This window comes from Streptomyces sp. NPDC127117 (genome assembly GCF_042677325.1).
Classification (GTDB): Bacteria; Actinomycetota; Actinomycetes; order Streptomycetales; family Streptomycetaceae; genus Streptomyces.
In genome coordinates, this window is record NZ_JBHXTM010000008.1 from 143,581 (window position 1) to 165,407 (window position 21,827).

Sequence of the window (21,827 nt, forward strand, 5' to 3'; positions counted from 1 at the left end):
GCGGCCGGGGCCGCACGGGCCCGGCTCACTGCCGCTTGTCGTCCCAGGGCGTGCCCATCCAGCTGTCGAAGGTACGGATCAGCGCGCCGAGAGCCGCCGCGAGCCGCCAGTCGACCCACGCCGCGTGGACATGGATCTCGTCATCGTCCGAGAAGAACTCCAGCGGAACCTCCCGGCCGGCCCGCCAGATGATCCGCCGCGGCCCCCGCGCCACATCGCCCCCGCCGCTCAGGAGGCTGCCCACGCCGATCGCCACCTGGACCGGGAACAGCAGCCACCACACGTACCACCAGAAGATCCGGCCCTTGAACCCGACCGCCTCCGGGCAGCCGGCCTGGGCGACCGTCCAGCGGGTCCGCAGCCCCTTGCCGTAGAGGGCCTTCTCCCGGACGAGCGTGCCGATCAGCTCGCCCTGCGCGCCCAGCACCCGGTACGTGGCCACGCCGTCGGCCGCGGACTCGGTGACCAGGGTGGCCAGCCGGGACCGGCGCTCGGCGTCGGCCCACAGGACGAAGGAACGCGCACCCGACTTGCGGGCCGCGAGGTACGCGGGTATCCCGCCCTCCGGCAGTTCGCGTTCCACATGGGCCACCACCCGGGACTCGCCGCCCGGCGCGTCGGCGAACTCGACGACATGGCCGACGGGCGAGGCCGCGGCCGGCTTCAAGGTCAGCACGCTGCTCACCGGTGAACTCCTCCGTTGTGTACTGCTCGGGTGTCTGTGCGGCTCGGACGTCGCACAGTGGACGGGCGCCCTGAGAAGATCGATCCGTGGAATCCGCCGAGCCCTTCCCCGAACCCCTTCCCGGCGCCGGAGCCGGGGCCGAGCCCTCGCCCGAGGACGACCCGGGCGGCCGGTCCGCCCGGCGACGGGTGGTGCGCTGCCGCATGTGCGGCCGCCCGCTCACCGGTACGGAGTCACGCCGCACCGGCCTCGGCCCCGCCTGCGACGCCAAGCTCCACCCGGCACCCCCGGACATCCGCACCCGCCGCCACGAGGTCGAGCAGGACCCGCTGCCCGGCGTCTGAGCCGGACGCGGCTACTCACCGAGACGGCGGAACAGCCCCTCCTGCACCACGGAAACCAGCAGGTTGCCGCCGCGGTCGTAGATCCGGCCACGGGCCAGCCCCCGGCCGCCCGTCGCGACCGGCGACTCCTGGTCGTAGAGGAACCACTCGTCCGCACGGAACGGACGGTGGAACCACATGGCGTGGTCCAGCGACGCCATGTCGAAGCCGCGCGGCCCCCACAGCGGCTCCACCGGGATACGGACCGCGTCCAGGAGCGTCATGTCGCTGGCGTACGTCAGCGCGCAGGTGTGCACCAGCGGGTCGTCGCCCAGCGGGCCGACCGCGCGCATCCACACCGCGCTGCGCGGGTCGGCGTCCCTGACCTCCTCCTTCGTCCAGCGCAGCCGGTCGACGTACCGGATGTCGAAGGGCTGCCGGCGAGCCATGCGCTCCAGCGCCTCCGGGAGCGCCCCGAGGTGCTCCCGGACCTCCTCGGCGACCGTCGGCAGCTCCTCGGGGTCCGGGACCTCGCGGGCCGGCGGCAACTGGTGCTCGAAGCCCGTCTCCTCCGGCCGGTGGAAGGACGCCGTCAGATTGAAGATCGTCCGGCCCTGCTGGACGGCCGTGACCCGGCGGGTGGTGAACGACCGGCCGTCCCGGACGCGCTCCACCTCGTAGACGATCGGCACCCCCGGCCGCCCCGGACGCAGGAAGTACGCGTGCAGGGAATGGACCGGCCGGTCCCCGTCGGTGGTCCGGCCCGCCGCGACCAGAGCCTGCCCGGCGACCTGCCCGCCGAAGACCCGTTGCAGGGACTCCTGGGGGCTGCGGCCGCGGAAAATGTTGACCTCGATCCGCTCCAGGTCGAGCAGATCGACCAGGCGCTCGGCGGGATTCGTCATGCGGTTCGTCTCCACTCTCGCAGCGGTGCCGCCCCCGCGGCGTATGCCCTCACAGCTGACCGACGGAGGTCACGCGGACGACGGCCCGGCCCTCCTCGTCGGAGGCGGCCAGATCGATCTCCGCGCTGATGCCCCAGTCGTGGTCGCCGTTCGGATCGGCGAAGGTCTGCCGGACCCGCCACAGCCCGTGCGCCGCGTCCTCGTCGATCTTCAGCAGCTTCGGACCGCGGGCGTCCGGACCGGTGCCCAGGTCGTCGTACTCGTCCCAGTAGGCGTCCATCGCATCGCCCCACGCGTCCTCGTCCCAGCCCGCGTCGCCGTCCAGCTCGCCGAGCTCGCCCACCTTGTCCAGCGCGGCCAGCTCGACCCGGCGGAACATCGCGTTGCGCACCAGCACCCGGAAGGCGCGGGCGTTGGCCGTCACCGGCTTCACCTCGTCGGCCCGCTCCTGCGCCTGCTCGGCGGTCTCCACCTCCGGGTTGGCCAGCTGCTCCCACTCGTCGAGCAGACTGGAGTCCACCTGACGCACCATCTCGCCCAGCCAGGCGATCAGGTCCTCCAGGTCCTCGGACTTGAGGTCGTCCGGGATGGTGTGCTCCAGCGCCTTGTACGCACTGGCGAGATAGCGCAGCACGATGCCCTCGGTACGGGCCAGCTCGTAGTTGGAGGTGAACTCCGTGAACGTCATGGCGCGTTCGTACATGTCACGGATCACGGACTTCGGCGAGACCGGGTGGTCGCCCACCCACGGGTGGCTCCTGCGGTACACGTCGTAGGCGTGCCACAGCAGCTCGCTCAGCGGCTTCGGGTACGTGACCTCCTGGAGCAGCTCCATCCGCTCCTCGTACTCGACACCGTCCGCCTTCATCTGCCCGACCGCTTCGCCGCGCGCCTTGTTCTGCTGCGCGGCGAGGATCTGCCGCGGGTCGTCGAGCGTCGACTCGACCACGGAGACCATGTCCAGGGCGTACGAGGGGGAGTCCGGGTCCAGCAGGTCGAACGCGGCCAGCGCGAAGGTCGACAGCGGCTGGTTGAGCGCGAAGTCCTGCTGGAGATCGACGGTGAGCCGGACGATCCGGCCCTCCGCGTCCGGCTCGTCGAGCTGCTCCACCACACCGCCGTCCAGCAGCGAGCGGTAGATCGCGATGGCCCGGCGGATGTGCCGCAGCTGCGCCCGGCGCGGCTCGTGGTTGTCCTCCAGCAGGTGCCGCATCGCCTCGAAGGCATTGCCGGGGCGCGCGATCACGGACAGCAGCATGGTGTGCGTGACCCTGAAGCGGGAGGTCAGCGGCTCCGGGTCGGACTGGATCAGCTTGTCGAACGTGGTCTCCGACCAGGCGACGAAGCCCTCGGGGGCCTTCTTGCGGACCACCTTGCGCTTCTTCTTCGGGTCGTCGCCGGCCTTCTTGACGGCCTTCTCGTTCTCGATGACGTGCTCGGGCGCCTGCGCCACGACGAAGCCCGCGGTGTCGAAACCGGCCCGGCCCGCGCGGCCGGCGATCTGGTGGAACTCCCGGGCGCGCAGGGTACGCACCCGGGTGCCGTCGTACTTGGTGAGCGCGGTGAACAGCACCGTGCGGATGGGGACGTTGACGCCGACGCCGAGGGTGTCCGTACCGCAGATCACCTTCAGCAGACCGGCCTGGGCGAGCTTCTCCACCAGACGCCGGTACTTCGGCAGCATGCCCGCGTGGTGCACCCCGATGCCGTGCCGCACATAGCGGGAGAGGTTCTGGCCGAACTTGGTGGTGAAGCGGAAGTTGCCGATCAGGTCGGCGATCTTCTCCTTCTCCTCCTTGGTGCACATGTTGATGCTCATCAGCGACTGCGCCCGCTCGACGGCCGCGGCCTGGGTGAAGTGCACGATGTAGACGGGCGACTGCCTGGTGTCCAGGAGCTCGGTGAGGGTCTCGGTGATCGGGGTCAGCCGGTACTCGTAGCTGAGCGGGACCGGCCGGGTCGCCGAGCGCACCACGGAGGTGGGGCGGCCGGTGCGCCGGGTCAGATCCTCCTCGAACATCCGGACGTCGCCGAGCGTGGCCGACATCAGGATGAACTGGGCCTGCGGCAGCTCCAGCAGCGGGATCTGCCAGGCCCAGCCGCGGTCCGGCTCGGCGTAGAAGTGGAACTCGTCCATCACGACCTGGCCGATGTCGGCGTACTTGCCGTCACGCAGCGCGATGGAGGCCAGCACCTCGGCCGTGCAGCAGATCACCGGGGCGTCGGCGTTGACCGAGGCGTCGCCGGTGAGCATGCCGACGTTCTCCGTACCGAACAGCTTGCACAGGTCGAAGAACTTCTCCGAGACCAGTGCCTTGATCGGCGCGGTGTAGAAGGTGACCTTGTCCTGGGCCAGCGCCGTGAAGTGCGCACCCGCCGCGACCAGGCTCTTTCCGGAGCCGGTAGGGGTGGAAAGGATCACGTTCGCGCCGGAGACCACCTCGATCAGCGCCTCCTCCTGGGCCGGATAGAGGGTGATGCCCTGCGTCTCGGTCCATGACGAGAAAGCCTCGAAGAGGGCGTCGGGGTCGTCGGTCGGGGGCAGCTGATCGATAAGGGTCACGCCCCCATCTTGCCTGCCTTCCGCCCGGATGAGGGAACCGGACGACGGTATGAAGATCATGGGCGATACGCTTCCCACTCAACTCGGCCGTGCCGCAACGGCAATGGCAGCGATACGACTCTGGGGGCGGGAAGAACCATGATGGGACCGGCACACTCTCTGTCAGGGGCGGCGGCCTGGCTGGGGGTGGGCGCGGCGGCGGCGGCCGCCGGCCACGCGATGCCGTGGCCCGTCCTCGTCGTCGGGGCACTGATCACCGCCGGGGCCGCGCTCGCCCCGGACCTGGACCACAAGTCCGCGACCATCTCGCGCGCCTTCGGGCCGGTGTCCCGGGGGCTCTGCGAGATCGTGGACAAGCTCTCGCACGCCGTCTACAAGGCGACCAAGATGCGCGGCGACTCGCACCGCAACGGCGGCCACCGGACCCTGACGCACACCTGGCTCTGGGCCGTCCTGATCGGCGCCGGGGCCTCCGCCGCGGCGATCACCGGCGGCCGGTGGGCGGTCCTGGCGATCCTCTTCGTCCACCTGGTGCTCGCCGTCGAAGGACTGCTGTGGCGGGCCGCCCGGATGTCCAGCGACGTCCTGGTCTGGCTGCTCGGCGCGACCAGCGCCTGGATACTGGCCGGCGTCCTGGACAAGCAGGGCAACGGTTCGGACTGGCTGTTCACCGCCCCCGGCCAGGAGTATCTCTGGCTCGGCCTGCCGATCGTGCTCGGCGCCCTCGTCCACGACATCGGTGACGCGCTGACCGTCTCCGGCTGCCCGATCCTGTGGCCCATCCCGATCGGCCGCAAGCGCTGGTACCCGATCGGACCGCCGAAGGCCATGCGGTTCCGGGCCGGGAGCTGGGTGGAGCTGAAGGTGCTGATGCCGGTGTTCATGGTGCTCGGGGGAGTGGGCGGGGCAGCCGCTCTGAACTTCATTTGACCGGGAGGAGGCCGGGGAGCCCGGCCGGCACCGCGGGCTATGCGGAAGCCGCCGCTGCGCTCGTCGAGCAGTACGAGAGCGTGTCCTTCGCGGAGGTCCACCGCGAAATGCTCGATCTGTTCCCCGCCGGGCCCAGCACGATCCTGGACATCGGCGCGGGCAGCGGACGCGACGCCGCCGCGCTGGCGGGCCTGGGACACCGGGTCCTTGCCGTCGAGCCGACGGCGGAGCTGCGCTCGCTCGGCCGTCGGATCCACGCGGACCGGGCCATCGAGTGGCTCGACGACTCGCTGCCGGAGCTACGGGTGCTCCGCGGCCGGGACGAACGTTTCGACCTGATCCTCCTGACGGCTGTATGGATGCACCTGGACAGCCGGCAGCGGGAGTCCGCGATGGAGAGCATCGCCGGTCTCCTCGCGCCCGGAGGCCAGGTGTTCCTCTCCCTGAGGCACGGCCCGGTTCCGGCAGGACGACGGATGTTCGACGTCCCGCCGGACGAGACCACCGCACTGGCCCGCCACCACGGCCTGGACCCGGTGCGTCTCAGCGAGCGCGAAGACCTGCACGGCCGGCCGGGTGTGCGGTGGAGCTGCCTGGGGCTGCGCCGGAACGCGGACATCGGCTGAGGCCGCCCCACCGCCCCCTCATCCGTGCCAGGACCGCCAGAGCGCCGCATACGCTCCGTCCTCCGCCACCAGCTCGTCATGGCTGCCCAGCTCACTGATCCGGCCGCGCTCCACCACCGCGATCACATCCGCGTCGTGCGCGGTGTGCAGGCGGTGCGCGATCGCCACGACCGTACGGCCGTCCAGCACCCGGGCCAGTGAGCGCTCCAGATGGCGGGCGGCCCGCGGGTCCAGCAGGGATGTCGCCTCGTCCAGCACCAGCGTGTGCGGATCGGCCAGGACCAGCCGGGCCAGTGCGATCTGCTGGGCCTGCGCCGGGGTCAGCGCCAGACCGCCGGAGCCGACCTCGGTGTCCAGCCCCTGCTCCAGGGCCCTCGCCCAGCCGTCCGCGTCGACCGCCGCCAGCGACGCCCACAGCTCGGCGTCCTCGGCACCCGTCCGGGCCAGCAGCAGATTGTCGCGCAGCGAACCGACGAACACATGGTGCTCCTGGTTGACCAGCGCCACATGCGTACGTACGTCCTCCGCCTTCATCCGCGACAACTCGGCGCCACCGAGCGTCACTTCGCCCGCACGCGGGGCGTAGATCCCGGCCAGCAGCCGCCCCAGCGTGGACTTGCCCGCGCCGGACGGGCCGACCAGCGCCAGACGCGTACCCGGTGCGACGTCCAGCGACACCCGGTGCAGCACGTCGAGCCCGGCGCGGTACCCGAAACGCACCTCGTCGGCACGGACGGCGCGGCCGTCCGGGACGACCTCCGCGTCGCCCGCGTCCGGCTCGATGTCCCGCACCCCGACCAGCCGGGCCAGCGACACCTGAGCGACCTGCAACTCGTCGTACCAGCGCAGGATCAGACCGATCGGGTCGACCATCATCTGCGCCAGCAGCGCACCCGTCGTCAGCTGCCCCACGCTCAGCCAGCCCTCGATGACGAACCAGCCGCCGAGCATCAGCACCGCGCCCAGAATCGTCACATAGGTGACATTGATGACGGGAAAGAGAACGGAACGCAGGAAGAGCGTGTACCGCTCCCACGCGGTCCACTGCCGGATACGGGTGTCCGACAGCGCCACCCGGCGCGCACCCAGCCGGTGCGCCTCCACGGTCCGTCCGGCGTCCACGGTCTCCGCGAGCATCGCAGCGACCGCGGCGTAGCCCGCGGCCTCCGAACGGTACGCGGACGGCGCCCGCTTGAAGTACCAGCGGCAGCCGAGGATCAGCACGGGCAGTGCGAGCAGCACCGAGAGCGCCAGCGGCGGAGCCGTCACGGTGAGCGCGCCGAGAAGCAGCCCCACCCACACCACACCGATCGCCAGCTGCGGCACGGCCTCGCGCATCGCGTTGGCCAGCCGGTCGATGTCCGTGGTGATCCTGGAGAGCAGATCGCCGGTACCGGCCCGCTCCAGCACCCCCGGCGGCAGCCCCACCGACCGCACGAGGAAGTCCTCGCGCAGATCGGCCAGCATCTGCTCACCGAGCATCGCGCTGCGCAGACGCATCAGCCGGGTGAACACGGTCTGCACGATCAGCGCGAGCGCGAACACCCCGGCGGTGCGCTCCAGATGGAGGTCCCGCACCCCCTCGGAGAGGTCCTCGACCAGCCCGCCCAGCAGATACGGGCCGACGATCGACGCGATCACCGCGATGGCGTTGAACGCGACGAGCACGGTGAACCGCCCGCGATGGCGCCGCAACAGCTCCCGTACATAGCTCCGTACGGTGCTGGGGGTGCCGACCGGCAGGGTCGTCGCCGACTCCGGCGCGGCCGGGTCGTACGCCGGTACTGCGACGCCGATCATGCCCGTTCCTCGATTTCCTCGATCGTGCCGGTCGCGCCCGGGGAGGTCAGGGCCGCGATCTCGTCGTCCGTCTCACGTGTCACGACCGCCCGGTAGCGGGGGTCCGTGCACAGGAGCTCACGGTGCCCGCCGACCGCGACGACGGTGCCCCGGTGCACCAGCACCACCCGGTCCGCGAGGTCCAGCAGCAGGGGCGAGGAGGCGAACGCCACGGTGGTACGGCCATGGCGCAACGCCTTGATCCCGGCGGCGACCCGGGCCTCGGTGTGCGAATCGACGGCGGAGGTCGGCTCGTCGAGCACCAGCGCCTCCGGGTCGGCCACCAGGGAGCGGGCCAGCGCCAGCCGCTGGCGCTGGCCGCCCGAGAGCGACCGGCCGCGTTCGGTGATCCGGGTCGTCATCGGATCGCCGTCCGTGGCGACGGACGCCTGCGCCAAGGAGTCCAGCACATCGGCGCACTGCGCCGCCGTCAGCGCGTCCTCGGCGGTCACCCGGCCGGACGACGGAACGTCCAGCAGCTCGCGCAGCGTGCCCGAGAGCAGCACCGGGTCCTTGTCCTGGACCAGCACCGCGGTCCGGGCGGCATCCAGCGGGAGTTCGTCCAGCGGCACGCCACCGAGCAGGACGGACGGGGCCGTTCGCGCCGCGGTCCCCTGCTCCGAGGAGCCGGCCGCCACGTCTTCCGTCTCCGCGGCAGGCCCGTCCGTGTCCGCCTGGGCGTGCCCGCCGAGCCGCTCGGCCAGTCGGCCCGCCTCGTCCGGATCCCCGCAGACCACCGCGGTGAACAGACCGGCCGGGGCCATCAGACCGGTGACCGGGTCGTACAGATCACCGGTCGGTGCGGCATCGACGGCCGCCGTGGCGTCGACACCCGACGGCTCGGCCGTGCGGTGCAACGACAGCACCCTGACCGCGCGCCGGGCGGAGGGCCGCGAGAAGGAGTACGCCATCGCGATCTCCTCGAAGTGGCGGAGCGGGAAGAGCATCAGGGTCGCCGCGCTGTAGACCGTGACCAGTTGGCCGACCCCGATCCGGCCGTCCCGGGCGAGCGCCGCCCCGTACACGACCAGCGAGATGAGCAGCACCCCCGGCAGCAGCACCTGGATCGCAGAGATCAGCGACCACATCCGCGCGCTGCGCACCGCGGCCTCGCGGACCTCCTGGGAGGCACGCCGGTAGCGGCCGAGGAACAGCTCCTCGCCACCGATCCCGCGCAGCACCCGCAGCCCCGCCACGGTGTCCGAGGCCAGCTCCGTGGCCTTGCCCGCCTTCTCGCGCTGGAGGTCCGCACGCCGGGTCGCCCGGGGAAGCAGCGGCAGCACGGCGAGGGCCAGCAGCGGTACGGAGACCGCCACCGGAATGCCCAGCGACGGCAGATACAGCAGGAGCCCCACACAGATCAGCACCAGCGCCGCGACCGCCGCGGCGAACCGTGAGAGCGCCTCGACGAACCAGCCGATCTTCTCCACGTCACCCGTGGAAACAGCGACCACTTCGCCCGCCGCGACCCGACGCGTCAGCGCCGAACCGAGTTCCGCGGTCTTGCGGGCCAGCAGCTGCTGGACCCTCGCGGCGGCGGTGATCCAGTTGGTGACGGCCGTCCGGTGCAGCATCGTGTCGCCCACCGCCATCAGCACGCCCAGGAGCGCGATCAGCCCGCCCGACCAGGCGAGCCGGCTGCCGGAACGGTCGACGACCGCCTGGACGGCCAGGCCGACGGCGGGCGGCAGTCCGGCTAGGGAGCACTGGTGCAGCAGGCCCCAGGACATGGCGACGAGCTGACCCCTGAGCTGGTTGCGGCCCAGCCAGAGCAGGAAGCGAGGGCCTGAGCGGACATCGGGATCGCCGGGATCCTGGTAGGGAAGATCGCGAATCTGCATGACGTCCCATGGTTCGGTGTGACGGTTCGTTCGGTGCTACGGCCCGTCGGGTGCGACGGACGTTCGGTGGAAGACTCAAACCGTGCAAGGTTCGCCCCGGGACGTCGGTCGGGGCAATTGGTTTTTTCTCCACGAACGGCACCTGTCGCGCCGTCGTCGCGATGCGAACGGGCGGGCCGGGTGCGCGCCGCGGGGCCGGTCCGGCCGGCCCCGCGGCGGCGTATCGGCCGGTCAGGCCTTCTCCGGGTTCTCCGAGTCCATGCCGGAGCGGGCCTTCTTCCACTCACCGCGGGTGAAGTCCGGTATCTGCTGCGGCGCGCCCTTCGCCTTGATGGACAGATGGCTGAGCGGCACGGGCGACGTCCAGGTCGCCGCGTCGTACACATCGAAGTCGGGGACGAGACCGAGCCGCATGCACTGCATCAGCCGGAACACCAGCATGTAGTCCATGCCGCCGTGGCCACCGGGCGGGTTGGCGTGCTCCTTCCACAGCCAGTGGTCCCACTCCCGGTACTTGGAGAAGTCGCCCCAGCTGTCGTTGGTGTGGTCGGGCTCGATGTAGATACGGGCGGGGTAGTCCTCGAAGACCCCCTTCGTGCCGCCGAGGCTGTTGATCCGCGAGTACGGATGCGGCGTGGACACATCGTGCTCCAGCCGGATGACCCGTCCCTTGGCGGTCTGGACGAGACTGATGGTGCGGTCGGACTCGACGTAGGTCTCCTTCCAGCTCGGGTCGCCGGCCGGCATGTTCTTCTCTCGGTACTCGGCGAGCCCGAGGGACGGGGAACCGACACTGGTGATGCTCACCGCACGGTCGCCGCGGTTGATGTCCATGTAGTTGGCGACCGGGCCGAACCCGTGGTTGGGGTAGAGATCACCTCGCAGCCTGGTGTGCCACAGCCTGCGCCAGGGGCCTTCGTAGTAGTCCGGGTCGAACATCAGTCCGCGCAGATCGTGGTTGTAGGCGCCCGCGCCGTGCAGCAGATCACCGAAGAGACCGGCGTGCGCCATGCGCAGCACCCGCATCTCGTTCTGTCCGTAACAGCAGTTCTCCAGCTGCATGCAGTGGCGCCTGGTGCGCTCGGAAAGGTCGACCAGCTCCCAGAGTTGGTCGAGCTGGAGCGCGATCGGACACTCCACACCGACATGCTTCCCGTTCAGCATGGCGGTCTTCGCCATCTGGAAGTGGAAGTCCCAGGGCGTCGCCACATAGACGAAGTCGATGTCACCACGCTTGCAGAGGTTCTCGTAGTCGTCCTCACCATTGGTGTACACGGCGGGCGCAGGCTGACCCGCGGCGGTCACCTTCGCCGCGGCCTGCTGCGCCTTGGCCTTGACCGGGTCGCAGACGGCTACGACCTGTACGCCGCTCACGGCGAGGAAGAGGTCGATCATGCTGCCACCGCGATTGCCGAGGCCGACGATGCCGACCCGCACGGTGGACCGCCCCTCGAAGGGGACGCCCACCATGGTCCGGCCCTGGCGCTTCGGAGCGGTCGCCGGGTCCGCGGCGGCGGCCTCCGGGCCCCGGCCGGGGGCGGCGGCGGCCGAGGAGCTGCCGAGAGCGCCGAGTCCGAGTCCGGCCCCGGCCACTCCGGCGGTTGTCCAGAGGACCGAGCGGCGGCTCATGGAGCCCTCGTCGCCACCCTGCGTACCGTCGTTGTGCTGTGCTGCGTCGTTCATCGATCCTCCAGAAAGGGGGTCTGACGTGCGCGGCTGGTGCGTGAACCTCGGTAAGGACCCTGGTAGTTGAGTCTGCTGTTGCGCAAGGGGAGGGATTGGACTCCTGTGCCGAAACCATGGACTTTCGTGCCCGATGGACTTTTGTGCGCGCACGAAAACGCCGGGCGGGCTCGACGCGTTCGAGCCCGCCCGGCGATCCGGGGCGGTTGCGGGGCCGGAAGGCCCGGGGATCAGCGCACGGCGGGCCCCGGCCGGGTGGCCCGCTCCAGCTCCATCAGCACCGAGTAGTACGACTGACCCGTGGCCCGGTCCATGCCGATCTCGCACATGCGGTTGGCCGAGAGGTAGGCGTCGTACTCGCGGGACTTCACCTCGGCGGCCTCCTTCGCCGTCGCCGAGGCCGTCAACTCCTTGTGCAGCATGCCCCGGTCGCCCGCGAAGGCGCAGCACCCGGCGTCGTCGGGGACAACGACCTCGTCGGCGCAGGCCTCGGCGACCGTACGCAGCTGCTCCACATCGTCCAGATGCTGCATGGAGCACGTCGGATGAAGGACCGCCGAACCGGTCTTCCGAAGGACCGTCAGCTCCGGAAGCAGCTCGTCGGCCGCCCAGACCAGGGAATCGACGATGGTCAGCTCCCGGTGCAACTCCCGGTTGTCATCGGTGAGATACGGCACCACCTCGTGGGCGATGCCCAGGGTGCAGGACGAGGCATCGACGACCAGCGGCAGCTTTCCGCCGGCCGTCCAGCCCCACGCCGCCTCCACGATGCGGTTGGCCATGACGGCGTTGCCCTCGTCGTACCCCTTGGAGTGCCAGATCGTCGCGCAGCAGGTCCCCGCGACATCGTCCGGGATCCACACCGGCTTTCCGGCGCGGGCGGACACGGCGACGACGGCCTGCGGCAGCGAAGGACCGCGGTGGCCCTCGGGGCCGCCGAAGATGCGGTTCACACAAGCCGGGTAGTAGACGGCGCTCGCCCCGACGCGGGAGGTCCGGGGGAGCTTGCGGGCGGCGGCGCCGGGGATCTCGGGAAGCCACTCGGGCACCAGATCGGGGCGCACGGCCCTGCGGGCGAGAGCCGTGATGGTCTCCAGCGGTCCGTCACCGAGCCGGTCACCGATCCGGTCGGCCGCGGCCACGGCGAGCCGCGCCGCCGCCTCCACCGCCTTGAAGTTCTTCGCCGTGAGCGCCGCGACGCGCTCCTCGCGCGGCGAGTGCCGCCGGTGACGGAAGTCCTTCATCATCGCGCCGGTGTCGATGCCCACAGGACAGGCGAGCTTGCACGTCGAGTCGCCCGCACAGGTGTCGACGGCGTCGTATCCGTACGCGTCGAGCAGCTGCGTCTCCACCGGGGAGCCGTCCGGCTGCCGCAGCATCTCGCGCCGCAGCACGATCCGCTGACGCGGGGACGTGGTCAGATCATGGCTGGGACAGGTGGGCTCGCAGAAGCCGCACTCGATGCAGGGGTCGGCGATCGCCTCGACCTCGGGAATGGTCTTCAGCCCGCGCAGATGGGCCTTCGGATCGCGGTCGAGGACGATCCGGGGCGCCAGGACACCGTCGGGATCGATGATCTGCTTGGTGCGCCACATCAGGTCGGTCGCCTTCGGACCCCACTCCAGTTCCAGGAACGGGGCGATATTGCGGCCGGTGGCGTGCTCGGCCTTCAGGGAGCCGTCGAAACGCTCCACCGTCAGCCGGCAGAAGTCGTCCATGAACGCGGCATAGCGGTCGACATCGGACGGCTTCGCCGCGTCGAAGGCGAGCAGGAAGTGCAGGTTCCCGTGCGCCGCGTGACCGGCGACGGCGGCGTCGAAGCCGTGCTGTGCCTGGAGCCCGAGCAGCGCCTCGCAGGCCTCGGCCAGCCGGGACGGCGGCACCGCGAAGTCCTCCGTGATCAGCGTCGTACCCGAGGGGCGGGAGCCGCCGACGGCGGTGACGAATGCCTTGCGGGCCTTCCAGTAGCCGGAGATGACCTTGGGGTCACGGGTGAACGCATTGGTCACCGAGGGGACCGGCGCGACCAGGTCCAATCCCTCGACGACGGCCGCCGCGGCCCGCTCGTACGCCTCCTGACCGGACTCGTCCGGAGCGCGGAACTCCACCAGCAGCGCCGCGGTCTCCTTGGGCAGTTCGGCCCAGTCCGCCGGCACGCCCTTGACACTCACCGACGCGCGCAGCGTATTGCCGTCCATCAGCTCGACGGCGATCGCCCCCGCCTCGTTGAAACGTGGCACGGCGGCCGCTGCCGCAGTCAGCGACGGGAAGAACAGCAGAGCCGTGGAGATCCGACGGTCCAGCGGCAGCGTGTCGAAGACGACCTCGGAGATGAAGCCGAAGGTGCCCTCGGAGCCGACCATCAGACCGCGCAGGATCTGGACCGGTGTCGAACCGTCCAGGAAGGCGTCGAGGCGGTAGCCGTTGGTGTTCTTGATCTCGTACTTGGCGCGGATCCGGGCCGTGAGCCCCGGATCGGCCTCGATCTCCGCCTTCAGGGCCAGCAGCCCCTCGCACAGCTGCGGCTCGGCGTGGGCCAGGTCCTCGTCCGCGGCCGGGTCGCCCGTGTCGACGACGGTGCCGCTCGGCAGCACGAAGGTGAGGGAGGAGACCGTGCGGTACGAATTACGGGTCGTGCCCGCCGTCATTCCCGAGGCGTTGTTGGCGACGACTCCGCCGATCGTGCAGGCGATCGCACTGGCCGGGTCGGGGCCCAGCAGCCGGCCGTGCCGGGCGAGGGCGGCGTTGGCCCGCACGACCGTCGTACCCGGGCGGATCCGGGCCTGTGCGCCGTCGGCCAGGACCTCGATGCCCGCCCAGTGGTGGCGGACGTCGACCAGGATGTCCTCGCCCTGGGCCTGGCCGTTCAGGCTGGTGCCGGCGGCCCGGAAGACGACCTCGCGGCCCCTGCCGTGGGCGTACGACAGGATCGCCGAGACGTCGTCGATGTCCTGGGGGACCACGACGACCTGGGGGAGGAAGCGGTAAGGACTGGCGTCGGAGGCGTACTTCACCAGGTCGGAGACCTTCCAGAGCACCTTCTCCGGACCGAGCAGGGCGATCAGCTCGCCGCGCAGCGGTTCGGGCGTGCCCGGAGCCTGCCGGTCGGGGATCCGGTCCACGGACGCCGTGCGCACCGCGTCGGGGCGCAGTGCTTCCGGCTTCGGCTCCAGCAGTGGCATGTCGAGGTCTCCTCGGCGGTTCGGTTCGGTACCACGGCGGCGGGGGCGCCGCCCGGTGTCCAGGGGCTGCCCCTCAGCAGCGGCGCTCCGGCATTCCGTTGACCAGAGCGGACAGCAGTCCGCCGAGCACCTCGCGCTGATCGGCGGTCAGTGGGGCAAGGATCTCCTCCGCGGCGGCCCGGCGCCCGTCGCGCAGCGACCGTAGGGTGGCGAGACCCTCCTCGGTGATCTCGATCCGGACCACCCGGCGGCTGTCCGGATCGGGGGCGCGGCGCACCCGCCCGCTCGCCTCCAGCCCGTCCACCAGGGTGGTCACGGCGCGCGGGACGACATCCAGGCGCTGCGCGAGATCGGCCATCCGGGGCGGGCCGTCGTAATGCGCGACGGTGCGCAGCAGCCGGAACTGCGCGGGCGTGATGCCGATCGGCTCCAGCTGGCGGCTCTGAATCCGCTGGAGCCGGCGGGTCACCCGCAGCAACTGCTCGGCGAGCACGCCGTCGGCGTCGGAGGAGTCCATGGAGGGAACAATATCAGGACCTCGTTCATTGTGAGTATAGGTAACAATGAGCTATGCTCTCAAAAATCGGCTCACCGCAGCCCGGCTCGATTGTCCGCTCCTGCCCCTTGAGCCCATCGAGTCCGTGATCCGGCCGCAGCCGTCGTACGCCCGACGAAGGAGCCCATGAAACCCGACGCGATCAACTGGACACCCCCACCGCGGGACGAGAGTCGTCCGCCCGCCGAGGTGCGCCGCATCCTGAGCCTCTTCCGTCCCTACCGAGGCCGGCTCGCGCTGGTCGGGCTGCTGGTCGGCGCCTCGTCGCTGGTGTCGGTCGCCTCCCCGTTCCTGCTGCGCGAGATCCTGGACACGGCCATCCCCCAGGGGCGTACGGGACTGCTGTCGCTGCTCGCCCTCGGCATGATCCTCACCGCCGTGATGAACAGCGTCCTCGGTGTCCTGCAGACCCTGATCTCCACCACGGTGGGCCAGCGGGTCATGCACGACCTGCGCACCGCCGTCTACGCCCAGTTGCAGCGGATGCCGCTCGCCTTCTTCACCCGGACCCGCACCGGCGAGGTGCAGTCCCGCATCGCCAACGACATCGGCGGCATGCAGGCGACCGTCACCTCCACGGCGACATCACTCGTCTCCAACCTCACCGCCGTCATCGCCACGGTCGTCGCCATGCTGGCCCTCGACTGGCGGCTCACCCTGGTCTCGCTCCTGCTGCTGCCGGTCTTCGTCTGGATCAGCCGCCGGGTCGGCCGTGAGCGCAAGAAGATCACCACCCGGCGACAGCAGCAGATGGCCGCCATGGCGGCCACGGTCACCGAGTCGCTCTCCGTCAGCGGCATCCTGCTCGGCCGGACGATGGGCCGCGCGGACTCCCTGACCAAGGGCTTCGCCGAGGAGTCCGAGAAGCTCGTCGACCTCGAAGTGCGCTCCAGCATGGCCGGGCGGTGGCGGATGTCCACGATCGGTATCGTCATGGCCGCCATGCCCGCTGTCATCTACTGGGCGGCGGGCCTGGCCCTGCAGTCCGGCGGACCGGCCGTCTCCATCGGCACGCTCGTCGCCTTCGTCTCGCTCCAGCAGGGCCTCTTCCGGCCCGCCGTGAGTCTGCTCTCCACCGGCGTGGACATGCAGACGTCCCTCGCGCTCTTCCAGCGGATCTTCGAGTACCTCGACCTCGAAGTGGACATCACCGAGCCCGAGAGTCCGGTCCGGCTGGAGAAGATCCGCGGCGAGATCCGCTTCGAGGACGTCGATTTCAGCTACGACGAGAAGAGCGGCCCGACCCTCAGCGGCATCGATGTGACCGTCCCGGCCGGCGGCAGTCTGGCGGTCGTCGGACCGACCGGGTCCGGCAAGTCCACGCTCAGCTATCTGGTGCCCAGGCTCTACGACGTCACCGCCGGCCGGGTCACGCTCGACGGGGTCGACGTACGCGATCTGGACTTCGACACCCTGGCGAGAGCCGTGGGTGTGGTCTCCCAGGAGACCTACCTCTTCCATGCCTCTGTCGCCGACAACCTCCGCTTCGCCAAGCCGGACGCGACCGACGCGGAAATCGAGGCGGCGGCGCGTGCGGCCCAGATCCACGACCACATCGCCTCACTGCCCGACGGCTACGACACCCTCGTCGGCGAGCGGGGCTACCGCTTCTCCGGCGGCGAGAAGCAGCGGCTCGCCATCGCCCGCACGATCCTGCGCGACCCGCCCGTCCTGGTGCTCGACGAGGCGACGAGCGCACTCGACACCCGTACGGAATTCGCCGTGCAGGAAGCGATCGACGCCCTCTCCGAGGGGCGCACCACCATCACCATCGCGCACCGGCTCTCCACCGTTCGGGACGCCGACCAGATCGTCGTCCTGGATCACGGCCGCACCGCCGAGCGCGGCAGCCATGAGGAACTCCTCCAGCAGGGCGGGCGATATGCCGCGCTGGTCCGGCGGGACACCCAACTGGCCCCCGCGACAAGTTGATCGGCGGGATCGGGTGTGCTCCCGCCGGGGCCGGACACGCGGCGACGCCGCCGCTCCCGTGGGACGGGGAGCGACGGCGCCGGGCGGAGCAATGGTCAGACGAGCCAACCCACGAAGTGGATGATGCCGGCGAGCAGGTTGGTGATGACGTTCATTCGGTGTTTCTCCTTGTGCGTATTGCAAATCTGGGACAGCACAGTCGCGGTCTGCAGCCCGTCGCTTGCGCCCTGTAATCATCCAGCGCCGCAGGGGAGTTGAGCAACGAATCCCGGAACGATCACGCGTTCCAGCGAACACCCGATCCCCTGTTCGTGTGTTCCATTCGGGAACTGCGGGGCTCGTGTCGTCCGGTCCCGGGTTCCGGACGGCGGGATAGCGTGCCCGCATGGTGAACGAATCCCCGGACACCCCGCCCCGTCGCACGTTCCGCCCGACCCGGCGCGGCCGTCTGGTGCTGTTCATCGGTGTCGTCCTCGTCCTGGTCGTCGCAGCGGCCGTGCTCGTACCGCTGCTGACGAGAGGGCCGCAGGTGGAGCGGGCCCGCTCACTGGTGATCCCGGAGGGGTGGCGGGCCTCCCAGGTGTACGAGGCGGTCGACAAGGCCCTCGATGTCGAGCCAGGGACCACCGAGAAGGCCGCCACCACGGCCGACCTGCCGCTCCCGGCCGCCGCGAAGGGCAACCCCGAGGGCTACCTCTTCCCGGCGACGTACCCCGTCACCTCCGACACGACCCCGCAGAGCCTGCTCAGGTACATGGTCGACACCGCGGTCGAACGGTTCGGCGCGGACCACATCGCCGCGGGCGCGCGGCGCAACGGTGTGTCGGTGTACCAGACGGTGACGATCGCCTCCATCGTGCAGGCCGAGGCGGACACCACGGCCGACATGGGCAAGGTCGCCAGGGTCGTCCACAACCGGCTGGACCGGGGCATGCCGCTCCAGATGGACTCCACACTCAACTACGCGCTGAACCGCAGCACCCTGCACACCACCACGGGCGACACGAAGATCGACAGCCCGTACAACAGCTATGAGCGCAAGGGACTGCCTCCCACACCCATCGGCAATCCGGGGGAGCAGGCGATGGCGGCGGCGATCAACCCCACTCCCGGAACATGGCTGTACTTCGTCACCGTCGCGCCGGGGGACACCCGCTTCACCAGCAGTTACACGGAACAGCAGCGAAACGTGGCGGAGTTCAACCGCAACCGCCGCAGCGCCACCGGCGGCTGAGCGCCCGCCGTCACACCACGGCGGGCGCGAACGCTCCATCGACGTCCGTCGCCGTGTCCGCCCCTTCCAGCAGCCGGCCGATCTCGCGCACCGCCGCCCGCCCCGCCCGGTTGGCGCCGATCGTGCTGGCGGACGGCCCGTACCCGACGAGATGGATACGGGCGTCCCGTACCGCCCGGGTGCCCTCGACCCGGATGCCGCCGCCCGGCTCGCGCAGCTTCAGTGGCGCGAGATGGTCGATGGCGGCCCGGAATCCGGTGGCCCAGAGGATGACATCCGCCTCCACCGTCCGGCCGTCGTTCCAGGCGACGCCGGTCGCAGTGATCCGGTCGAACATCGGCAGCCGGTCCAGCACACCCGTCTCGCGGGCCCGGCGCACCGCGTCCGTGAGCGGCAGCCCGGTCACGGACACCACACTCTGCGGCGGCAGCCCGCGCCGTACCCGCTCCTCCACCATCGCCACCGCGGCCCGCCCCCGGTCCGCGTCGAAGGGGCCGTCCCGGAAGACCGGGGGCCGACGCGTCACCCAGTACGTCTCGGCCGCCACCTCGGCGATCTCCATCAGATGCTGGGTACCCGAGGCGCCGCCGCCGACCACCACCACACGCTGTCCGGCGAACTCCGCCGGACCCGGGTAGTTCGCGGTGTGCAGCTGCCGCCCCCGGAAGCTCTCCTGGCCCGGGTAGCGCGGCCAGAACGGCCGGTCCCAGGTGCCGGTGGCGTTGATCAGGGCACGGGTGGCGTACGTACCCTCCGAGCTCTCGACGAGCAGTCGCCCGCCGTCGCCCTCGCGCACCGCGCTCACCTCGACGGGCCGATGGACCCGCAGGTCGAAGGCGCGCTCGTACTCCGTGAAGTATTCACCGATCACCTCGGACGAGGGCCTGTCGTCGTCCGCTCCGGTGAGTTCCATGCCGGGCAGCGCATGCATGCCGTGGACCTTGCCATAGGTCAGCGAGGGCCAGCGGAACTGCCAGGCGCCGCCCGGACGCGGCGCGTGGTCGAGTACGACGAAGTCGCGATCCGGCTCCAGGCCGGTGCGGCGCAGATGATAGGCGCCGGACAGTCCTGCCTGCCCGGCGCCGATCACGACGACATCGACCTCGCGTGCAGCGCCCACCCCAAAGTTGTTCACGCTTCTACCAACTCTGCCGGGGGCGAGGATCTTCCCCGACCGGCCTCGGACTCTGCCGTGCGGGCCGGCCCGTGCCCGGCCTTCCCGCGCTCCGGCCGGTCAGCGGCCCCCGGCGACCAGTAGTGGCGCACCACCCGGCGCGGACGCCGGCCGGCCGTTCGCGGCAGCCACCCCGAGCAGCGGCGACGCGGGCACGGTCGACAGCAGGCCGCGCGCCGCCAGCTCCGGCGTCACCCCCTCACCGAACCAGTAAGCCTCCTCCAGATGCGGGTAACCCGACAGCACGAAGTGCTCCACCCCCAGCGAGTGGTACTCCTCGATCCGCTCGGCGACCTCCGCGTGGCTGCCGACCAGCGCGGTGCCTGCCCCGCCCCGCACCAGACCGACGCCCGCCCACAGGTTCGGCGAGATCTCCAGCTTGTCGCGCGAGCCGCCGTGCAGCGCCAGCATCCGCTGCTGCCCGACCGACTCGCTCCGCCCCAGCGCCTGCTGGGCGGCGGCGATCGTCCCGGGATCGAGATCGCCCAGCAGCCGGTCGGCCGTCGCCCACGCCTCGCGCGAGGAGTCGCGCGAGATCGTGTGCAGCCGGATGCCGAAGCGGACCGTACGGCCCTGCTCCTCGGCCAGGCCGCGGATCCAGCCGATCTTCTCCTTCACAGCGGCCGGTGGCTCGCCCCAGGTCAGATAGACATCGGCATGCGCGGCGGCCACCGGACCGGCCGCAGCCGACGACCCGCCGAAGAAGATGTCCGGCAGCGGGTCCGGCGGCAGCGCGGTCAGCCCGCCCTCCACCTGGTAGTGCTCACCGTCGTAGTCGAAAGGACGCCCGCCCCACACCCCCCGCACCACCGACAGGAACTCAGCGGTCCGTGCGTAACGCCGGTCGTGGTCCAGGTGATCACCGAACCGCCGCTGCTCCGTCGAATCGCCACCCGTGACGACATTGAGCAGCAGCCGCCCCCGGGTGATCCGCTGATAGGTCGACGCCATCTGCGCGGCGAGCACGGGCGAGACCACCCCCGGCCGGAACGCCACCAGGAACTTCAGCCGTTCGGTGTGCTGGGCCAGTGCCACCGTCGTCAGCCAGGCGTCCTCGCACCAGGTCCCGGTGGGCGTCAGCACGGCTTCGAAGCCCAACTGCTCGGCGGCCTTGGCTATCTGCGCCAGATACTCGATGTCGGGGGCGCGCACCCCGCTCACCGGAGTGATGCGGTCCCGCTTGATCCCGCCGTCGGTGTACGCGTGCCGGTCGACGAGCGTACGCCCGTCACCGCCGGTGGGCAGGAACCAGTGCAGATGGACGTTCATGACGAGGCCTTTCCGTAGGAGCGGGGAGCGGTGGAGGACGGCGGCAGATCGCGGTTGAAACGGGTGTCGACGTACTCCCTGAAGGAGAAGCGGCGCGGAATGAGCTTCAGATCGGCGAAGGTGTCCGCGATGGCCTGCTCGGAGGCGATCGCGGCAGGATCGAGGGCCACCGACACCCGGGTTCCGGCGCTGAGCCGCACCGCGTCCAGGGCCACCTCGTAGGGCAGTCCGGTCTCCTTCGCCCAGACCTTCGCCCAGACCTCCGGATGCTTGAACACCCAGGACTGCGCCCGCTCCAGACGGCCCAGCAGATCGCCGATCGCCCTGGACTTCGCGGGATCCTTCAGCGCGGCCGGGGACGCCACCTGGAAGCTGAGACCGTTCACCACCCCCTGGCCGGTGGTCAGCACCCGGGACTTCGTGCTGCGCAGCACCTGCGAGGTGTACGGATCCCAGATCGCCCAGGCGTCGACCTTTCCCCGGCTGTACGCGGCCAGCGCGTCCGCCGGCTGAAGGTACTTCGGCTTCACGTCCTCGATACCGAGCCCCGCCTTCTTCAGCGAGGCGATCAGCTGGTAGTGGGCCGAACTGCCCTGCGCAACCGCGATCGACCTGCCCCTGAGCTGGGCCGGGGACTTCAGCGGCGAGTCCTCGGGTACGACGATGGCCTCACCGGCGGACGACCCGTGGGCGGCGCCCACCACGACGATCCTTGAATCGGAACCCGCCGCGAAGACGGGCGGTGTGTTGCCGACGCCCCCGAGGTCCACGGCCTGCGCGTTGACGGCCTCCAGGAGGGGCGGCCCCGAGGTGAAGGTCGACCACTTGATCCGGTAGTCGAGATCGTCCAGTTCACCGGAGGCCCGCAGAATCGCTTCGTAACCCCCCTTCTGGTCACCGACGTCGAGGACGACACCGCCCTTCCCGTCGGTGTCACCGGTGGTGGAGGCGGACGTGGCACCACCGCAGGCGGACAGCAGCAGTGTCAGGGGCAGCAGAAGGGCGGGCAGGGCGCGGCTTCTCATGGGATCCTCTTTCGTCGTGCACGGAGGTGGGCGGGGTGGACGGGGGGCGACGGGCCCTCC

At 70.7% G+C, this 21,827-nt stretch carries 16 protein-coding genes; 5 read left to right on the forward strand and 11 right to left on the reverse strand.

The genetic code is table 11. The annotated features are described in order from the left end of the window. Positions 1–25: 25 nt before the first annotated feature. The gene (locus tag ACFVH0_RS10295; protein WP_385819146.1) at positions 26–685 is read right to left on the reverse strand and encodes a hypothetical protein; all 660 of its coding nucleotides are present in this window, start codon (positions 683–685) and stop codon (positions 26–28) included. A gap of 86 nt (positions 686–771) precedes the next feature. Here ACFVH0_RS10295 and ACFVH0_RS10300 point away from each other — a divergent pair, with 86 nt between their 5' ends. Then, positions 772–1,029, forward strand: coding sequence for a DUF6011 domain-containing protein (locus tag ACFVH0_RS10300; protein WP_385819147.1), 258 nt, complete (start codon positions 772–774; stop codon positions 1,027–1,029). 11 nt (positions 1,030–1,040) lie between these two features. Here the strand turns inward: ACFVH0_RS10300 and ACFVH0_RS10305 are convergent, their stop codons facing one another. After that, the gene (locus tag ACFVH0_RS10305; RefSeq protein ID WP_385819148.1) at positions 1,041–1,913 is read right to left on the reverse strand and encodes an acyl-CoA thioesterase; all 873 of its coding nucleotides are present in this window, start codon (positions 1,911–1,913) and stop codon (positions 1,041–1,043) included. 49 nt (positions 1,914–1,962) lie between these two features. Then, positions 1,963–4,536 (reverse strand): DEAD/DEAH box helicase, encoded by a 2,574-nt coding sequence (locus ACFVH0_RS10310; RefSeq protein ID WP_385819149.1) that lies wholly within the window; start codon positions 4,534–4,536, stop codon positions 1,963–1,965. A 78-nt stretch (positions 4,537–4,614) separates the two neighbouring features. Between ACFVH0_RS10310 and ACFVH0_RS10315 the strand changes: the two genes are divergently transcribed. Then, complete coding sequence (locus tag ACFVH0_RS10315; RefSeq protein ID WP_385819150.1) at positions 4,615–5,406, forward strand: metal-dependent hydrolase; 792 nt, start codon at positions 4,615–4,617, stop codon at positions 5,404–5,406. After that, complete coding sequence (locus tag ACFVH0_RS10320) at positions 5,403–6,032, forward strand: class I SAM-dependent methyltransferase (RefSeq protein ID WP_385819151.1); 630 nt, start codon at positions 5,403–5,405, stop codon at positions 6,030–6,032. The genes ACFVH0_RS10315 and ACFVH0_RS10320 overlap by 4 nt, the downstream gene beginning before the upstream one ends. Positions 6,033–6,050: 18 nt before the next feature. On the opposite strand, the gene ACFVH0_RS10325 is transcribed toward ACFVH0_RS10320, so the two are convergent. The 5 genes from ACFVH0_RS10325 to ACFVH0_RS10345 all read right to left on the reverse strand — a co-directional run bounded on the left by ACFVH0_RS10325 (position 6,051) and on the right by ACFVH0_RS10345 (position 15,094). After that, on the reverse strand, positions 6,051–7,832 hold the full coding sequence (locus ACFVH0_RS10325) for an ABC transporter ATP-binding protein (protein ID WP_385819152.1): 1,782 nt from the start codon (positions 7,830–7,832) through the stop codon (positions 6,051–6,053). Next, a complete protein-coding gene (locus ACFVH0_RS10330; RefSeq protein ID WP_385819153.1) occupies positions 7,829–9,712 on the reverse strand; it encodes an ABC transporter transmembrane domain-containing protein in 1,884 nt (627 codons plus the stop codon). The genes ACFVH0_RS10325 and ACFVH0_RS10330 overlap by 4 nt, the downstream gene beginning before the upstream one ends. A gap of 231 nt (positions 9,713–9,943) precedes the next feature. Beyond that, complete coding sequence (locus ACFVH0_RS10335; RefSeq protein ID WP_385819154.1) at positions 9,944–11,395, reverse strand: Gfo/Idh/MocA family protein; 1,452 nt, start codon at positions 11,393–11,395, stop codon at positions 9,944–9,946. Between the two features lie 230 nt (positions 11,396–11,625). After that, positions 11,626–14,577 (reverse strand): FAD-binding and (Fe-S)-binding domain-containing protein, encoded by a 2,952-nt coding sequence (locus ACFVH0_RS10340; RefSeq protein ID WP_385819155.1) that lies wholly within the window; start codon positions 14,575–14,577, stop codon positions 11,626–11,628. 73 nt (positions 14,578–14,650) lie between these two features. Further along, positions 14,651–15,094, reverse strand: a complete 444-nt coding sequence (locus ACFVH0_RS10345) for a MarR family winged helix-turn-helix transcriptional regulator (protein ID WP_385819156.1) — start codon at positions 15,092–15,094, stop codon at positions 14,651–14,653. Between the two features lie 165 nt (positions 15,095–15,259). Between ACFVH0_RS10345 and ACFVH0_RS10350 the strand changes: the two genes are divergently transcribed. Beyond that, complete coding sequence (locus tag ACFVH0_RS10350; RefSeq protein WP_385819157.1) at positions 15,260–17,065, forward strand: ABC transporter ATP-binding protein; 1,806 nt, start codon at positions 15,260–15,262, stop codon at positions 17,063–17,065. Positions 17,066–17,450: 385 nt separating this feature from the next. Next, positions 17,451–18,299 carry an endolytic transglycosylase MltG gene (mltG, locus tag ACFVH0_RS10355; protein ID WP_385819158.1) on the forward strand — a complete coding sequence of 283 codons (849 nt, stop codon included), beginning with the start codon at positions 17,451–17,453 and terminating at the stop codon, positions 18,297–18,299. Positions 18,300–18,309: 10 nt separating this feature from the next. Here the strand turns inward: mltG and ACFVH0_RS10360 are convergent, their stop codons facing one another. The 3 genes from ACFVH0_RS10360 to ACFVH0_RS10370 all read right to left on the reverse strand — a co-directional run bounded on the left by ACFVH0_RS10360 (position 18,310) and on the right by ACFVH0_RS10370 (position 21,767). Continuing rightward, positions 18,310–19,419 (reverse strand): NAD(P)-binding domain-containing protein, encoded by a 1,110-nt coding sequence (locus ACFVH0_RS10360; RefSeq protein WP_385819159.1) that lies wholly within the window; start codon positions 19,417–19,419, stop codon positions 18,310–18,312. A gap of 114 nt (positions 19,420–19,533) precedes the next feature. Next, positions 19,534–20,742 (reverse strand): LLM class flavin-dependent oxidoreductase, encoded by a 1,209-nt coding sequence (locus ACFVH0_RS10365; protein WP_385819160.1) that lies wholly within the window; start codon positions 20,740–20,742, stop codon positions 19,534–19,536. Further along, a complete protein-coding gene (locus ACFVH0_RS10370; protein WP_385819161.1) occupies positions 20,739–21,767 on the reverse strand; it encodes an ABC transporter substrate-binding protein in 1,029 nt (342 codons plus the stop codon). Before ACFVH0_RS10370 ends, ACFVH0_RS10365 begins: the two co-directional genes overlap by 4 nt. Between the last annotated feature and the right edge of the window lie 60 nt (positions 21,768–21,827).

Excerpts from the sequence above, each read along its gene's own strand:
- ACFVH0_RS10325 (WP_385819152.1), bottom strand. The coding sequence starts at position 7,832 with ATGATCGGCGTCGCAGTACCGGCGTACGACCCGGCCGCGCCGGAGTCG.
- ACFVH0_RS10310 (WP_385819149.1), bottom strand. The coding sequence starts at position 4,536 with ATGATCTTCATACCGTCGTCCGGTTCCCTCATCCGGGCGGAAGGCAGG.
- ACFVH0_RS10330 (WP_385819153.1), bottom strand. The coding sequence starts at position 9,712 with ATGCAGATTCGCGATCTTCCCTACCAGGATCCCGGCGATCCCGATGTC.
- ACFVH0_RS10305 (WP_385819148.1), bottom strand. The coding sequence starts at position 1,913 with ATGACGAATCCCGCCGAGCGCCTGGTCGATCTGCTCGACCTGGAGCGG.
- ACFVH0_RS10345 (WP_385819156.1), bottom strand. The coding sequence starts at position 15,094 with ATGGACTCCTCCGACGCCGACGGCGTGCTCGCCGAGCAGTTGCTGCGG.
- ACFVH0_RS10335 (WP_385819154.1), bottom strand. The coding sequence starts at position 11,395 with ATGAACGACGCAGCACAGCACAACGACGGTACGCAGGGTGGCGACGAG.
- mltG (WP_385819158.1), top strand. The coding sequence starts at position 17,451 with ATGGTGAACGAATCCCCGGACACCCCGCCCCGTCGCACGTTCCGCCCG.
- ACFVH0_RS10350 (WP_385819157.1), top strand. The coding sequence starts at position 15,260 with ATGAAACCCGACGCGATCAACTGGACACCCCCACCGCGGGACGAGAGT.
- ACFVH0_RS10365 (WP_385819160.1), bottom strand. The coding sequence starts at position 20,742 with ATGAACGTCCATCTGCACTGGTTCCTGCCCACCGGCGGTGACGGGCGT.
- ACFVH0_RS10370 (WP_385819161.1), bottom strand. The coding sequence starts at position 21,767 with ATGAGAAGCCGCGCCCTGCCCGCCCTTCTGCTGCCCCTGACACTGCTG.
- ACFVH0_RS10340 (WP_385819155.1), bottom strand. The coding sequence starts at position 14,577 with ATGCCACTGCTGGAGCCGAAGCCGGAAGCACTGCGCCCCGACGCGGTG.
- ACFVH0_RS10315 (WP_385819150.1), top strand. The coding sequence starts at position 4,615 with ATGATGGGACCGGCACACTCTCTGTCAGGGGCGGCGGCCTGGCTGGGG.